Genomic DNA, 15783 nt, shown 5'->3' with positions numbered 1-15783 from the left:
CGGAAGCCGCCCCCCTGGGCGGCTTTTGTTTTTTTCAGGTCGGTGCGTCCGGTGCGGAGCCCGGCGCAGGCATGCATCGGGCGGCGGAGTGGGGCTCCGCCCCCCGTCCTGCGGACTCCCCCCGGGATATTTTCAGCAAGAAAAAGCCGCGGTCATGTTTCGGGGTCTTTGGTGATCCGCAGCGGCTGGGTGGAGCCGTCCTTGGCTTCCCCCAGCACCAGCGTGCGATAGGGGAAGGGGATCTCGATCCCGCGTTCGTCGAAGACATCCTTGACCACAGCGTTATAGGCCCGGCCCACGCCCCATTGCTTGCCCGGCACGCATTTGATGCGGGCGCGGAAGTTGACGGAGCTGTCGCCGAAGCTGTTAAGCCCGAACCATTCGAAGGGGCCGACGATGGTGGCATCGACCTCCGGATCCGCGCGCAGGCGCTCGAAGGCGTCTTCCATGGCCTGCCGTACCTCTTCGGAGTTTTCCCGGTAGGCCACGCCCATGTCACAGACGAAATACCCGAAGTCGCGCACATAGTTCGATACCATGTCGACGGAGGAGAAGGGGATGAGGTGGAAGACCCCCGACACGTCGCGCAGCGAGACGGAGCGGATCGTCAGCTTCTCGATCGTGCCGGTGGTGCCGCCGACCGTAACCACATCGCCCACATTCATCGCATTCTCGAACTGGATGAAGATGCCGGTGATGATGTCCTGCACCAGTTTCTGGGCGCCAAAACCGATGGCCAGGCCCAGCACCCCGGCAGAGGCCAGAAGCGGCGCGATATCCAGCCCGATCTCCGACAGGACGAACATCAGTGTGACGATCAGCAGGGCGATGGTCGCGGCATTGCGCAGCAGCGTCAGCAGGGTCTGTTCCCGCGCCGTGGCGACATTGCCGAATTCCGGGTTGAGCCGGTAATCGACCCAGGAATTCAGCCCCAGCCAGACGAGGAAGGAGACCAGCAGAATCGCCGCGACCGACAGGGCGGAGCCGGTGATGCGCAGGCCCAGCTGGCTGGCCATCCAGGCCCGCAGATCGATAATGCTGAGCGAATTCAGAACAAACAGGATGACGAGGGCGAGGATCACCAGCCGCAGCACAAACAGCGCCTTGGGCACGAAACGGTTGATCCGGGATTCCAGCAGCGGCAGCCGCTGGTTCACATTATCGGGCAGGGCGATGCCGCGCACCATGATGCCGCCGATCAGCCCGGAAATGGCAAAGCCCAGCAGGCCGATCACCAGCACCTGACCGGAGGCGAGGAAGGTGTTCAGCACCGCATTGCCGGGGCTCACCAGCACCAGCACAAACATGGCAAAGAGATAGGCCAGTGCCGGCCAGTGCCAGTGCAGGGCCAGAAAGCTGGCGGCACCGCGCGGTTTGGGCGGTTCTTCCACGACGGGCTGAATGCTCTGGGTGTCTTCCCAACCGGCAAGCGCGGCGGCCTCCTCGGGCGCCAGCATGGCGACGTCGCGATTGGCGGCGGCGGTTTCCAGCGGCGGGGTTGGAGCGGGCGTGGGTTGCGGATCGCCCAGCATCCAGTCGGCCACCGCTCGACGGTTGCGCAGCACGAGGTAGACGGCGAAGGCCAGAACGAGGAAGGCAATCAGGGTGGAAATCGCGCGGCCTGCGGCGAAAGAGACCTGGGCATTGATGATCGGCACGATCAGCAGCTGGCCATAACCCACCATGGCAATGATCAGCCCCAGCCAACGCGACATGTAGCGCGCCGCCGCGTTGCCCACAGGGATCGGTCGCAGGCTGCGGGAGGAGGGCGACAGCACGAGGCGCAGCGCGACACGAGCCATTTCCACGATCAGGAAGGCATTGAGGTACAGCGTCTGGCGGATGCCGATCTGGCCGAAATTACCCAGAAGCAGCGTGGCGATGGCATAGCCCGCCGCCCAGGCCAGCAGGACGTTCAGCGTGTCAATCAGGGCGGAGGCGAGATAGAGCGCGATGGTCCGCATGACGCCGCCGTCGCGGGCGGAGGCCCCCATGCGCGCGTAGATCGTCTTGCCGATCCGGCGCAGAGCCATGAAGACGATGACCGTCGCGGCGATGACGAGCGCCAGCTCCTTGGCGGCGTCCAGCAGCACGGAGAGTTCTGATCCGCTGAGGCCATCGAAGACACCGGAAGACTGGGACAGCTGAGACCACAGGCGTTCGACCTTCGCCGCCGCCTCCTCGGCAATGCCTTGCGTAATAAGGGCAATCCGGCGGCCAAAGGAGATATCTTCGGCGGGCGCCACGGTACCTGCGGCCTCTGCCACGGTTTCGACCACCTGATCGTCCGTCGGTGCCGCCTCCGCGCCCGCAGCGCGCAGCTCGTCGATCAGCTGGGCACGGGCGGTGTCATCCTCGATCACATCGAGCAGCAGTTCGAGGCTCGATTTGCCTTCGGCGGTTTCGGCGGGCGCCTCGGCCGTGGTGCCTTCGCTCTGTGCGTCCTGAGCCTGGGCAAAGCCCCCGGCGATCAGCAGTGGCAGGATCAGCAGGAGGGCGAGGTGTCTCAGGCGTGTCGTCATGTGGCGCGGTTCGTCCCAGTTTATTCAGGTCTACGAGGCCAGGCACCTGTCGGATCACGCGAAGCTGCGAGCGGAGGAGATTGGCCAATTCTTCGGCCAGTTAACTAGCGCAACCAAAACGGGAAGCAAACCGCAGGCGGGCCGCGCCTGTGCAAGGCCCGCTGTGCGCGTACGGCACCGGATCAGTCGTAGCTGCGCTGATCCTCGATGACCTTGCCGTCATTGGGCAGGGTGCCGGGGGACAGGACCTCGATCCGGCCCTTCAGTTTCAGCACATCGGCGACGGTTTCGGCATAGGCTCGTTCGGAACCGCCCGTCCCCTCAACCTGCACAACCATCACATCCATCTCGCCCTCGCGCTGCGCGAGGATGCGGGCGCGCTTGACCTCCGGATGATGGGCGACGAACTGCGCCACCTGTTCGGGGCGCACGAACATGCCCTTGATCTTGGTGGTCTGGTCGGCGCGGCCCATCCAGCCCTTGATCCGCAGGTTTGTGCGGCCACAGGGGCTTTCGCCGGGCAGGACGGCGCTCAGATCGCCGGTCGCGAAGCGGATCAGCGGGTAGTCGGGGTTGAGCGTGGTCACCACGACCTCCCCCACCTGCCCCGGCGCGACCGGATCGCCGGTGCCGGGGGTGACAATCTCGGCGATGACGCCCTCGTCGACGATCATCCCCTCCATCGCCGGGCTCTCATAGGCGATATTGCCGAGGTCCGCCGTCGCATAGCTCTGCAGGCAGGCGATGCCCCGGTCGGCATATTCCTGACGGAGGGAGGGGAAGAGCGCCCCGCCCCCGACCGCCGCCTTGGTGAAGCTGAGCGTGACCCCCATCTCCGCCGCCTTGTCGAGGATCACCTTCAGATAGTCGGGCGTGCCCGCATAGGCGGTGCAGCCGATGTCGCGGGCGGCGGTCACCTGCAGCTCCGTCTGGCCGGTGCCTGCGGGCAGCACGGCAGCGCCGACCGCGCGCGCGCCGTTTTCAAAGATCATCCCGGCGGGGGTCAGGTGGTAGCCAAAGCAGTTCTGCACGATATCGCCCTTGCCAATGCCTGCGGCATGCAGAAAACGGCCCATGCGCCACCAGTCATGGCCCACCCCGCCCGGTTCGTAGATCGGGCCGGGCGACTGGAAGACATGGGCAAAGCCGGAGGTCGGCAGCGTGGTCAGCCCGCCAAATGGCGGCGCGGATTTCTGCGCCTCCCCCAGCGCGGATTTGCGCAGCACCGGCAGGGCGGCCAGATCGGCAATGGTGGTCACCTGCGACGGCTCCACATCGGCCAGCACTGTCGCATAGCCCGGCAGCGCCTTCGCCGCCGCAATCTGGCGCGGCAGGTCGCGGGCCAGCGCCTCCGCCCGCTGATCGGCAGAGCGGGTTTCCAGCGTGTCGAAATGTGTCATCCGGTGTCTCCCATGATCGCGGTGGTGCAGCATCGTCTCAGCTCAGCCAGCGCTTGCGGCGGCGGTAGGAGCGGACGTCGCGGAAGGATTTGCGGCCCTCGTCGGACATGCCGAGGTAGAATTCCTTCACATCCGGATTCTCCCGCAGCTCCTTGGCGGGGCCGTCCATCACGATGCGGCCGGATTCGAGGATATAGCCGTAATGCGCGAACCGCAGGGCCACGTTGGTGTTCTGTTCCGCCAGCAGGAAGGTCAGCCCTTCCTTTTCGTTCAGGTCCTTCACGATGCCGAAGATCTGTTCGACCAGCTGCGGGGCCAGACCCATCGACGGCTCGTCCAGCAGCACGCTTTCGGGGCGGGACATGATGGCGCGGCCGATGGCGACCATCTGCTGTTCGCCGCCGGAGGTATATCCGGCCTGCGACTTACGACGTTCCTTGAGGCGGGGGAAATACTGGTAGACCATATCCAGATCGGCCTCGATATCCGCGCGCGATGCGCCGCGGGTGTAGGAGCCGGTCAGCAGGTTCTCCTCCACCGTCAGGTGTTCGAAACAGTGGCGGCCCTCCATCACCTGGATGACGCCCTTTTTGACAAGCTGGGCGGGGTCCAGATCGGCGACACGTTCGCCGCGATAGAGGATCTGGCCCTTCGTCACCTCGCCGCGTTCGGATTTCAGCAGGTTGGACACGGCCTTGAGCGTCGTGGTCTTGCCTGCACCATTGCCGCCCAGCAGCGCCGTAATGCCACCCTTGGGCACCTTCAGGGACACGCCCTTCAGCACGAGGATGACGGAGTTATAGATCACCTCGATATTGCTCACCTGCAGCAGCGCCTCTTCGGCGGCGGGGGCGGGCGCGGTGGCGGTCGTGTCGTTCAGCGCGGGCTGGGTCATCGCGATGTCCTCGGTTCTGTCTCTGCGGGTCTCTGCCCGGCTTGGGGGGGGATCCGGGGCCACGCGGGCCCCGGATCCTTCGTTTCGTGAGTGGGCTTAGTTACACTCGCGCGGGGTAATGCCCGCCTCGGCCGCATAGGCCATCGAGTCCTCTTCGATCAGCGGATCGATCACCTCCAGATCGGGCTCCATGAAGTCCGACACGGGGGTCCAGGTCTTGTCGCCTGCCGACCACTGCTGGATGAAGGCCGTGCGCGGGGCGGAGTGCTGTTCGCAGCTCAGCTTGAAGCCACCGGTGAATTCCGGCAGGCCCAGCTCTGTCCAGCGGGCATCGGTGATCTCAAGGCTTTCCATCGCGTCGCGCAGTTCGGCGGCGGTGATGGCGGCATGGCCGGTCGCATCCTGCGCCTGCTTGATCGCCTCGGCTACCACGGCAGCGGCATAGACGCCCCGGTTGTAGCCGACCTCGCCGAATTTCGACCCGTCACCGGCATTCTTGCCGGCGTCGATCACGGTCGACTTGATCGCCTGCATCGCCGGGTAATCGGTGCCAGCGCCGTGCCAGGTGATCGCCTTGTAGCCATCGGCGCCGTCGCCTACAGGCACAACGTCCCCTTCAGAGCCGGACCACCAGACGCCGATGAAGTGATCCATCGGGAAGCGGATGTTGGAGGCCTCCTGAATTGCCACCTGGTTCATCACGCCCCAGCCCCACATGAAGACATAATCGGGACGGTCGCGACGGATTTGCAGCCACTGCGACTTCTGCTCCTGGCCCGGGTGATCGACGGGGATCAGGCTCAGGTCAAAGCCGTGCTTTTCAGAGAGCGCCTCAAGCGTGCGGATCGGTTCCTTGCCATAGGCGGAGTTGTGGTAGACCAGCGCGATCTTCTTGCCCTCAAGGCTGCCGCCCTCCTGCTCCATGGCGTATTTCGTCATGATGGAGGCGGCGTCCCAGTAGGTGCCGGGCAGGTTGAAGACCCATTCGAAGACCTTGCCGTTCACGGCGGAGGTCCGGCCATAGGCCACGGACCACAGCGGGATCTTGTCGGCTGAGACCTTGGGGATCAGCTGATAGGTGATGCCGGTGGACTGCGGGATATAGATCAGCGCCCCATTGCCCTTGGTCTGCTCGTAGCATTCCACACCTTTTTCGGTGTTATAGCCGGTCTCGCATTCCTGAACGGCGATCTTCTCTCCTCCGATGCCGCCGTCACGCTCGTTGAGGAGCGTCATGTAATCCGAGAAACCGTCGGCATAGGGAATGCCCGAGGGGGCATAGGGGCCGGTCCGGTAATTCAGTGCCGGGATCACGAGGTCGGCCAGTGCCGGCGCCGCGCCCAGGATCGTCGCGGTCAGTGCCGCAAGCAGTTTCGTTTTCATCGGGTCATTCCTCCCTGGTTTTCCGATGGGTTTCGTCTGGCGGTTTTCCCCCGCCTTCTGGTTGCTGGCCCGCCTCAGTGCGGGAAGGGCCAGAGCCTGAGTTTCTCCTTCGAGACGCGCCAGAGCTGGGCAAGGCCATGCGGCTCTGCGATCAGGAAGACGATGATGAGCAGCCCGAGGATCATAATCTCCAGATGCGCGGCGAGGTCGGAGGGCCAGCCCAGCTGACCGACCAGCACGTTTTTCAGCAGCACCGGCAGCAGCACGATGAAGGCCGCACCCGCGAAGGAGCCGAAGATGGACCCCAGCCCGCCGATGATGATCATGAAGAGGACGAGGAAGGACTTGTTGATCCCGTAGACCTCGCCCACCTCGACCGCGCCGAGGTAGACCGCGAAGAAGAGCGCGCCAGCGATGCCTACGAAGAAGGACGAGACGCCGAAGGCGGTGAGTTTCGACACCAGCGGGTTCACCCCGATGATCTCTGCCGCGATATCCATGTCGCGGATCGCCATCCATTTCCGCCCCTGCGTGCCCCGCGTCAGGTTGCGGGCGAGGATCGCCGTCAGCACCGTGAAGACGAGGCAGAAGAGGTAGGTCGCCCAGGCCTCTGTATGGGGGCCCGTGACGGGGATGCCGATGACGGTGCGTTCGGGGGCGGAGATCTGGCCGGAGGCGGAGTTATTGTAGAACCACGGCACCCGGTTGAAGAGCCAGACAAGGAAGAACTGCGCCGCCAGCGTCGCCACGGCGAGGTAGAAGCCCTTGATCCGCAGCGACGGCAGGCCGAAGAGCATGCCGACCAGCGCGGTGATCCCGCCCGCGAGGATGATGTGGAAGAAGATGTTCACCTCCGGGAAGGCGGTCATCAGCTTGTAGGTGGCATAGGCGCCCACCGCCATGAAACCGCCCGTGCCCAGCGACACCTGCCCGCAATAGCCCACGAGGATGTTCAGCCCGATGGCCGCGATCGAATAGATCAGGAAGGGCAGGAAGATGGCGCTGACCCAGTAGTCATTGATGACGAAGGGAATGATGGCAAAGGCCACCACCAACACCGCGTAATAGCGGTAGCGGTCGAACTTGATCGGAAAGGTCTGGTTGTCGTCGACATAGCTTGTCTTGAAGTCGCCGGCCTCGCGGTAAAACATGTCAGACCTCGCTGGAGTTGCGGGCCGGCAGGGCAAGGATATCGCCCCGGCGGCAGAGGTTGAGGTAGGAGCGGATGCCGGTGGCCAGACCGACAAAGGCGATCAGCGCATAGGCCGACATCTGGCCCGCATTTCCGGGATGTTCGGTGGCCGCGAGGAAGGTGAAGACCCAGAAGGCGGACCAGGCGATGACATTGAGCGTGGCAAGGGATTTCATGTTTCAGACCCTTTCGATGATGCGTTCGCCAAACAGGCCCTGCGGCCGGAAGACGAGGAAGAGGAGCGCCAGCACATAGGCGAACCAGTTTTCGGTGGCGCCGCCGACCAGCGGGCCGATGGCGAATTCAAAGAGCTTTTCGCCCACCCCGATGATCAGCCCGCCGACGATGGCGCCGGGGATGGAGGTGAAGCCGCCCAGCATGAGCACCGGCAGAGCCTTGAGCGCGATCAGCGAGAGCGAGAACTGAACGCCGGATTTCGACCCCCACATGATGCCCGCGACAAGGGCGACAAAGCCCGCGATGGACCAGACCAGCACCCAGATGAAGTTGAGCGAGATGCCAACCGAGAGCGCCGCCTGATGGTCATCGGCCACGGCGCGCAGGGCCCGGCCCTGCTTGGTATATTGCGAGAAGATCATCAGCGCGATCACGAGAACCGTGGCGATGGCCGTGGCCCAGAGGTCGAGGTTGTCGATGAAGAAGCCATAGCCGAAGGCGTTGAAGGTCAGCTCGTCGATGGCACCGTTGATGCCCTGCGGCAGGCCGACGTTCATGTTCTTGATATCGGCGCCCCACATCAGATCGCCGAAGCCCTCCATGAAATAGGCGAGGCCGATGGTGGCCATGAAGAGGATGATCGGCTCCTGATTCACGAGGTGGCGCATGATGAAATGGTTCACCGCCCAGGCCAGCAGGACCATGATCCCGATGGTCAGCGCGATGGAGACCACCGCGTTCAGATGCCAGCCGAAGTGATGCACATTGGTGCCGAAGACGGCGTTGATCAGATGACCGAAGGGCACCTGCCCCTCCATGATCCCCACCAGCGTAAGCGCCGCGAAGAGCGCCATGACGCCCTGCGCATAGTTGAAGATGCCGGAGGCCTTGTAGATCAGAACGAAGCCCAGGGCGACGAGGGCATAGAGAACCCCGGCCATGAGACCGTTCAGAAAGACCTCCATTCCGAACAAGAGCTGATCAGGCATTGCGGCGATCTCCGGTAATTGGCGGTTGAGGCGACTCGGCACAGCCCCTATGTTGACGCTGCGTAAACACAGGGATGAGGACTGCGCTCAGATGGCACAGACTGTCAGAATGGGGGCGCGCGGCGGTGATGTTTCCCTGGTGCAAATCAAGGTGAACATCCGACAGAAGCCCACGCCGCGGCTGTCTGTGGACGGGATCTTCGGTCCCAAGACCGATGCCGGCGTCAAGGCATTTCAACGCGCGCGCGGGCTTGTCGCGGATGGTATCGTCGGGCCCAAGACCCATGCCGCGCTGGACGCATCCCCGGCGCTGACCCAGGTCGAGCATCGCATCACCCATATTCCGCAACCCACCCGGACAACCTGCTGGGCGGCCTCCACGGCGATGATGACCCGGTCCAACGTGCCGGCGGTTATCGCCAAGACGCCGAGCGACATGATCGCCTGGGATGGCGGCCTGCTGAACAGCAGTGAATCGCATCAGGCGATCGTGACCGGAACGCGCTATGGCAATATCCATGGACTGCGCTGTTATGCGCCGATGTCCTGGGCGACCGGGGCCTTCGTCGGATTGATCCAACGCGGCCCGATCATGCTGGATATGCTCTGGCGTGCCGCTGATTACACTGCGGGCAACGGGTCTCCGGGGCATATGGTGGTGATCGGCGGCGTGATCTCGGATGGTGGACCTTCCGGCGCCACGACCTGGGTCAAGCTTCTTGACCCCTGGCCGCCGGGTCGCGGACGGATTTCCTGGCATCAGTACGACGTCTGGATGCGCGAAGTTCCCACCCGCACCTACAGGGTGTTCGAGCGCAAGTAGCGCGCGGTCGGTCACAGGGTCAGTCATGCGCCACCCCCAGGTAGGCGTCGATGACGTCCTGATTGGCACGCACCTCGTCCGGCGTGCCATCGCCGATCTTCTTGCCGTAATCCATCACGACGACGCGGTCGCTGAGGTCCATGACGACGCCCATGTCGTGCTCGATCAACGCGATAGTCGTGCCGAATTCGTCATTCACATCGAGGATGAAGCGGGACATGTCCTCCTTCTCCTCGACGTTCATGCCCGCCATGGGTTCGTCCAGCAGCAGGAGCGAGGGTTCGGCGGCCAGCGCACGGGCCAGCTCCACCCGTTTCTTCAGCCCATAGGGCAGGCGCGCGACGGGTGTCTTGCGGATGTTCTGGATTTCGAGGAAGTCGATGACCTTTTCGACCACTTCCCGGTTCTCGACCTCTTCCCGTTCGGCCCGCCCCTTCCAGAGCGCCTGCTGAAAGATATTGGTCTTCATATTGTTGAGCCGCCCGGTCATGACGTTGTCGAGCACCGTCATCCCTTCGAAGAGCGCGATGTTCTGGAAGGTGCGGGCAATCCCCTGCCGCGCCACCTGATAGGGTTTCATCTGCGGCCGGGGCTGGCCCTGATAGAGCACCTGCCCCTCCTGCGGGACATAAAAGCCCGAGATCACATTCAGCATCGAGGATTTGCCGGCGCCGTTCGGGCCGATGATGGCGCGGATCTCGCCCTCGCGGATGTCAAAGGAGATGTCCTTGATCGCCACCACGCCACCGAAACGCAGGGTGATGTTCTTCATCTCCATCACCACGCCGCCGATCTTGCGGCCGTCGGCGGTGGTGTAGCCTTCGCTCTGGTCCAGCATCAGATTTCCTTCCCAAATTGCGCGGCACATCCGCGGGATGGCGGGCGGGGCGTCGCCGCAGGCGCGCGTTGCCCGGTCATTCCGCCGCCACCTTGTGACGGGCGACCGGCGCGACCTTCGCGTCGCGGATTTCCAGATCGGCGGAGATATAGCCCTTGCGGCCGTCCTCGTAGGTGACCTCTGTCCGGGTCTGGATGCGTGGCGATCCATCGTAGAGCGCCGCGATCAGGTCGGCGTATTTCTCGCCAATGACCGCGCGGCGGACCTTGCGGGTGCGGGTCATCTCGCCATCATCGGCATCCAGTTCCTTGTGCAGCACGAGGAAGCGGTGGATCTGGCAGCCCGAGAGCATCTCGTCCTCGGCGACGGAGGCGTTGACCTCCTCCACATGCTGCTGGATCGCAGCCAGCACCTTGGGATGGCCCGCGAGCTCCTGATAGGAGGAATAGGCGATGTTGTGACGCTCCGCCCAGTTGCCCACGGCCGAAAGGTCGATGTTTATGAAAGCGGTGCAGCGGTCACGCCCGGCGCCAAAGACCACGGCCTCCAGGATGTTGGGATAGAACTTCAGCTTGTTCTCGACATATTTGGGCGCGAACATGGAGCCGTCCGCCATTTTGCCCACGTCCTTGGCGCGGTCGATGATGCGCAGGTGGCCCGAGCCTTCCTCGATGAACCCGGCATCGCCGGTGGCGACCCAGCCTTCTGGGTCCTTGGTCTTGGCCGTGCTTTCGTCGTTCTTGTAGTAATATTCAAAGACGCCGGGGCTGCGATAGAAGACCTCGCCATTCTCGTCGATCTTCAGTTCTACCCCCGGAGAGGCGACGCCCACGGTATCCGCGCGCACCTCGCCATCGGGCTGCTGGGTGATGAAGACCGAGGCCTCCGTCTGGCCGTAGAGCTGTTTCAGGTTGATACCGAGCGAACGGTAGAAGGAGAAGATCTCCGGCCCGATCGCCTCCCCTGCCGTATAGCCGACGCGGACGCGGCTGAGGCCCAGCGTGTTCTTGAGCGGGCCGTAGATAAAGAGGTTGCCGAGCGCGTATTTGAACCGGTCGCCCGCGCTGACGGGCTTGCCGTCGAGGATCGCGGGGCCGACCTTGCGGGCATGGTCCATAAAGGTCTTGAAGAGCCACTTCTTAAGCCGCGTGCTGTCCTCCATCCGGATCATCACGGTGGTCAGCTGGGTTTCAAAGACGCGCGGCGGGGCGAAGTAATAGGTCGGCCCGATTTCCCGCAGGTCGGTCAGCAGGGTTTCTTCGCTTTCGGGGCAGTTGACGCAGAAGCCGGACCAGTAGGCCTGCCCGATGGAGAAGATGAAATCGCCGACCCAGGCCATGGGCAGGTAGGCCAGCACTTCTTCGCCCGCCGAGAGGTGGTCGAAATCCGACGACGCCTTTGACGTCTCGATGATATTGCGGTTCGACAGGACCACGCCCTTGGGCTTGCCCGTCGTGCCGGAGGTGTAGAGCATGACGCAGGTGTCGTCATAGGTGATGGCGGCGTTGCGGCGGTCCAGCTCTCCGCCCAGGTCAGCCTCCGCGGCGCGGCCATCGGCCTGCACCTGGGTATAGGCATGCATCGTGGCGTGGTCGTATTTCCTGAGCCCCCGCGGATCGAGGTAGATCATGTGTTCGAACTGGTGCAGCACCTCCTGCACCTCGATCACCTTGTCGACCTGTTCCTGATCCTCGGCGATGACAAAGCGCGCGCCGCAATGGTCAAGGACATAGGCCATCTCCTCTGCCGCGCTGTCCTGATAGACGGGCACGGGCACGGCGCCGACCATCTGGGCGGCGACCATGGACCAGTAGAGATGCGGGCGGTTCGATCCGATGATGGCGATGAAATCGCCCTTGTTCACGCCCAGTTTCAGCAGGCCCAGTGCAAGCGCGCGGATCTCCTCCCGCGTTTCGGCCCAGCTCCAGCTTTGCCAGATGCCGAATTCCTTCTCGCGGTAGGCCGCCTTCTTGCCGTGGATATTCGCGTTGCGGTCGAGCAGTGCCGGAATCGACACCACACCACCCGCGCCATGCGACGCAGAAACCATACGATCTTTCCTCCCCTTTCCCGGTCTCCTCAAACCGGGGTGCGCCCCCTTGGCGGACGTCTCCCCCTTTTCGGGGTGGAGAGAGAGTTGCGGGGAATCGTTGCGGCAGTTTTACCGAAATCTATCGAATTGTAACAAACCCGCCGCGCTTCCCCGGTCGCGCGGTGAGTGTTAGAACCGTGCAGGGGATAGTGGAGGGATATCATGGATTTCGCGGCGCGGGACGCGATGCTGCGGGCGGGGCTGAACCTGATCCCGCAGGCCATGTCGATCTATGACGACGAGCTGCGGCTGGTCGTCTGCAACCGATCCTTCCGGGAAATGTTCCGCCTGCCGCTGAGCCTGACCCAGCCCGGCGCCAGTTTCGAGGCGACGATCCGGCATCTGGCGGAAGTGGGCGATTATGCCGATGTCGAGGATTACGAGGCGATGATCGCCGAACGGGTTGCGCAGGCCCATGCGCCGCAGCCGCATTACATGGAACGCCTGCGCCCGAATGGCCGGCTGATCTCGGTTGAGGGGACGCCATTGCCGCAGGGCGGCTGGGTTACGGTTTATACCGATATCACCGATGTCAAACGGCAGGAGGAGCTGCTGCGGAGCCGCTCGGAAGAGCTTTCGGGTCAGTTGCTGAACCATGCGGAGGATCTGGCCGCCGCCAACCGCAAGCTGCAGGCGACCAATGCCGCGCTGGAAGAGGCCCGGCAGGAGCTGACCCAGATGGAGGCGCGGATCCGGCTGGTGAACGAGATGATGCCGGCCCATATCGCCCATATCGCGGCGGATGGCACCTATACCTATTCGAACCTGCGGTTGAATTCGATCATGCCGGGGCGGCCGTCCAATATCGTCGGGCTGCATATGGCAGAGGTTCTGGGAACGCAGGCCTATGCCGCCGTCCGGCCCTATGTGGAGGCCGCCTATCAGGGGCGCAGTTCGGTGTTCGAGTTTACCGATGCGGCCAGTTCGCGGCGGATCCGGACGGCGCTGACGCCCGATGGCCATGACGGCGCCTATATCCTGTCCACCGATGTGACGGAGGAGGCGCAGACCCGCGCGGCGCTGCAACAGTCGCGGCGGCGGCAGCTGGCGGCGCAGCTGACCAGCGGTCTGGCGCATGATTTCTCCAACCTGCTGACGATTATTCTGGGCGCGCAATCGCGGCTGTCGCGGACGGGCCTGCCGGAGGAGTCGCAGGCGCTGGTCAATGCCACGCTGTCGGCGGCGCGGCGGGGCGGGGAGATGCTGAATTCGCTGGGGGAGATGGTGTCGGAACGGCGGCCTGCGCCCGCGCCGGTGGAAGTTGGGCAGTTTCTGACGGATCTGGAGACTCTGGCGGCCCCGGTCGTCGGTGAAGGCGTGCGGCTGGACCTGCGCGACCGGACCGGCGGGGCGCGGGTGATGATGGATACGGCCATTGTACAGGATTGCCTGCTGAACCTGATCCTGAACGCCAAGGATGCGGTGGCGGGGCGCGGGCGGATCACGCTGTCGGCGCGGAACCGCAGCGATACCTGGCTGGAATTCACCGCGCAGGACAATGGCCCCGGCTTTTCCGAGGCGGCGCTGGAACATGCGATGGACCCGTTTTTTACCACCAAGGGGGATGCGGGCACGGGGCTGGGCCTGCCGTCGGTCTATGACATGAGCCAGACTTTGGGCGGGCAGGTGAAGATCGCCAATGCGCCCACGGGCGGGGCCATCGTGACCTTGCAGCTGCCCTGGCGACCCGCGCCGCTGGCCGCGACGCCTGGCCTGGCGCTGCTGGTGGAGGACAGCCTGGACCTGCGGCAGAATATCCGGGGCATGCTGCGGGAGCAGGGCTATTCGGTGATCGAGGCGACCTCTGTCGAGGAGGCGCGGGACCTGATCCGGCAGGTGCCGGGGCTGACGCTAGTGCTGTCCGATATCTCTCTGGAGGGGTCGTTGACGGGGATCGATCTGTTCGACAGCCTGCCGGAGGGGGCACCGCCCTGCTATATGATGACCTCCCTGCGCAATGATCATCCGCTATACGCGGCGGCGGCGCAGCGCGCGCCGGTGTTGCGCAAACCCTTCGGCAAGGTCGCGCTTGCCCATCTTCTGAGAACGGGAACGCTGCTGGCATGACCACCGATACACCTCTTGTGACGATCCTTGATGACGAGCCGGAGATCCGGGCGATGCTGTCCTCGGCCCTGGAGGAGGCGGGGTATCGGACAATGGGCTTTTCCCGCGCGACGGAATTCGAGGCGGCGCTGCAGACGATCACGCCGGACCTTTGCCTGCTGGATCTGTCGCTGCCCGATCGGGACGGGCTGACGCTGATCCATCGTCTGGCGCTGGAGAAGGGCGCGACGGTTATCATCATCTCGGGCCGGGCGCAGGTACAGGATCGCGTGACCGGGCTTGAACTGGGGGCGGATGACTACATCATCAAACCCTTCGATCCGGCCGAGGTGGTGGCCCGGGTCCGGGCGCGTCTGCGCCGGGACAGGCCCGCCACGACGGCCACTCAGACCGCGCAGTTCGCCGGATGGACCGCGCATTTCGACAGTTTCGTGCTGGAAGACGAGAGCGGGGCAGAGGTGCCCTTTTCCCATGCGGAGGGTGAGGTGTTGCGGCTGTTTCTGGAAAGACCGAAGCGCCTGATCTCCCGCGCGGTGATGCAGGAGGCGCTTGGCGGCGCGGCGGGAGAGAGTTTCGACCGCGCCATGGATGTGCGGATCTCGCGGCTGAGGACCAAGCTGCGGGAGGATCCGAAGAACCCGCGTCTGATCAAGACGATCTATGGCGCGGGTTATATTTTCCTGGGGGATGTACGATGGACGTGACCCATTATGCGCTGGTCACCGGGCCGTTTGTCGGGCGGACCTCCCTGTCGGCGGTGGCGCTGGCCCTGCGGGAGGCGGGCGCCAAGGTGACGGAGCCCGACCCGCATGCGGCCTTTCCCGATGCCCTGCCGTCGCTTGAGACATGGGCGGAGGCGCTGATGGAGATGATCCCGTCCAGCCCGGCGCCGATCCTTGTGGGCTATAGCGTGGCGACTGTCCTGGCGGCCTGGCTGGCGCCGAAGGTGGGGGCGAAGGCGGTGATCTTCCTTGATGGGGAGATCCCGGCGGAGAATGGTCCGAACCCGATCTTCTCGGACCGTGTGACGCGCCATCTGAGCGGCAAGGTCGAGGACGCGACCCTGCCCCACTGGTCCGACTGGTGGACCGGGCTGGGGCTGGAGGAAGGGTTGGGCACCGGGCCACTGGGCCGCGACCGCGCCGATCTGGTGCCGATCCTCAGGGCAGAGGAACGGCGGTTTCCGGCGGACTGGCTGGGGCAATCGCTTGATATGCCGCAGTGGCGGGACATGCCGGTGGGCTATGTCCGGCTCTCGCCCTTTTACGATCAGGCGCTGCAGGATGCTGAAATGCTGGGCTGGCCTGTCGCCCATGTCGACGGCAGCCACCTGCACACGGTGCTCAACGGGGTTGAGACGGCCGGGGCGCTGATGGCCGTGGCCGGGGAGCTGCTGGGCTAGCCC

Annotated in this window: 13 protein-coding genes; 4 read left to right on the top strand and 9 right to left on the bottom strand. The window is 64.3% G+C overall.

Annotation, left to right across the window (positions count from 1 at the left end; translation table 11 throughout):
- Positions 1 to 152: 152 nt before the first annotated feature.
- The 7 genes from ACRARG_RS14010 to ACRARG_RS13980 form a co-directional block, all read right to left on the bottom strand.
- Positions 153 to 2522, bottom strand: coding sequence for a mechanosensitive ion channel domain-containing protein (locus ACRARG_RS14010; protein ID WP_432690630.1), 2370 nt, complete (start codon positions 2520 to 2522; stop codon positions 153 to 155).
- A 182-nt stretch (positions 2523 to 2704) separates the two neighbouring features.
- Positions 2705 to 3922, bottom strand: a complete 1218-nt coding sequence (locus ACRARG_RS14005; RefSeq protein ID WP_432690629.1) for a phenylacetate--CoA ligase family protein — start codon at positions 3920 to 3922, stop codon at positions 2705 to 2707.
- A 37-nt stretch (positions 3923 to 3959) separates the two neighbouring features.
- Positions 3960 to 4817 carry an ABC transporter ATP-binding protein gene (locus tag ACRARG_RS14000; protein ID WP_432690628.1) on the bottom strand — a complete coding sequence of 286 codons (858 nt, stop codon included), beginning with the start codon at positions 4815 to 4817 and terminating at the stop codon, positions 3960 to 3962.
- Between the two features lie 96 nt (positions 4818 to 4913).
- Complete coding sequence (locus ACRARG_RS13995; RefSeq protein ID WP_432690627.1) at positions 4914 to 6200, bottom strand: ABC transporter substrate-binding protein; 1287 nt, start codon at positions 6198 to 6200, stop codon at positions 4914 to 4916.
- 74 nt (positions 6201 to 6274) lie between these two features.
- Positions 6275 to 7351: a branched-chain amino acid ABC transporter permease gene (locus ACRARG_RS13990; RefSeq protein WP_432690626.1), complete on the bottom strand. Its 1077-nt coding sequence runs from the start codon at positions 7349 to 7351 to the stop codon at positions 6275 to 6277.
- 1 nt (position 7352) lies between these two features.
- Entirely contained in the window at positions 7353 to 7568 is a 216-nt protein-coding gene (locus ACRARG_RS13985; RefSeq protein ID WP_432690625.1) for a hypothetical protein, read from the bottom strand.
- A gap of 3 nt (positions 7569 to 7571) precedes the next feature.
- Entirely contained in the window at positions 7572 to 8558 is a 987-nt protein-coding gene (locus ACRARG_RS13980) for a branched-chain amino acid ABC transporter permease (RefSeq protein ID WP_432690624.1), read from the bottom strand.
- Between the two features lie 91 nt (positions 8559 to 8649).
- Between ACRARG_RS13980 and ACRARG_RS13975 the strand changes: the two genes are divergently transcribed.
- A complete protein-coding gene (locus ACRARG_RS13975) occupies positions 8650 to 9381 on the top strand; it encodes a peptidoglycan-binding protein (RefSeq protein ID WP_432690623.1) in 732 nt (243 codons plus the stop codon).
- A gap of 19 nt (positions 9382 to 9400) precedes the next feature.
- Here the strand turns inward: ACRARG_RS13975 and ACRARG_RS13970 are convergent, their stop codons facing one another.
- Both ACRARG_RS13970 and ACRARG_RS13965 read right to left on the bottom strand, forming a co-directional pair.
- The gene (locus ACRARG_RS13970; RefSeq protein WP_432690622.1) at positions 9401 to 10219 is read right to left on the bottom strand and encodes an ABC transporter ATP-binding protein; all 819 of its coding nucleotides are present in this window, start codon (positions 10217 to 10219) and stop codon (positions 9401 to 9403) included.
- Between the two features lie 76 nt (positions 10220 to 10295).
- Positions 10296 to 12269 carry an AMP-binding protein gene (locus ACRARG_RS13965; protein WP_432690621.1) on the bottom strand — a complete coding sequence of 658 codons (1974 nt, stop codon included), beginning with the start codon at positions 12267 to 12269 and terminating at the stop codon, positions 10296 to 10298.
- Between the two features lie 204 nt (positions 12270 to 12473).
- On the opposite strand from ACRARG_RS13965, the gene ACRARG_RS13960 reads away from it, so the two are divergent.
- From ACRARG_RS13960 to ACRARG_RS13950, 3 genes are read left to right on the top strand one after another with little or no spacing between them, the layout of a single operon-like run.
- Positions 12474 to 14378 (top strand): PAS-domain containing protein, encoded by a 1905-nt coding sequence (locus ACRARG_RS13960; protein WP_432690620.1) that lies wholly within the window; start codon positions 12474 to 12476, stop codon positions 14376 to 14378.
- The gene (locus ACRARG_RS13955) at positions 14375 to 15082 is read left to right on the top strand and encodes a response regulator transcription factor (protein WP_432690619.1); all 708 of its coding nucleotides are present in this window, start codon (positions 14375 to 14377) and stop codon (positions 15080 to 15082) included. The genes ACRARG_RS13960 and ACRARG_RS13955 overlap by 4 nt, the downstream gene beginning before the upstream one ends.
- Positions 15073 to 15780 carry a hypothetical protein gene (locus tag ACRARG_RS13950; RefSeq protein ID WP_432690618.1) on the top strand — a complete coding sequence of 236 codons (708 nt, stop codon included), beginning with the start codon at positions 15073 to 15075 and terminating at the stop codon, positions 15778 to 15780. The genes ACRARG_RS13955 and ACRARG_RS13950 overlap by 10 nt, the downstream gene beginning before the upstream one ends.
- The last annotated feature ends 3 nt before the right edge of the window (positions 15781 to 15783 follow it).

Source organism: Pseudooceanicola profundi (assembly GCF_050897955.1).
Classification (GTDB): domain Bacteria; phylum Pseudomonadota; class Alphaproteobacteria; order Rhodobacterales; family Rhodobacteraceae; genus Pseudooceanicola.
The sequence above is the reverse complement of the archived record's forward strand: the minus strand, read 5'-3'. Positions and strand labels throughout refer to the sequence as shown.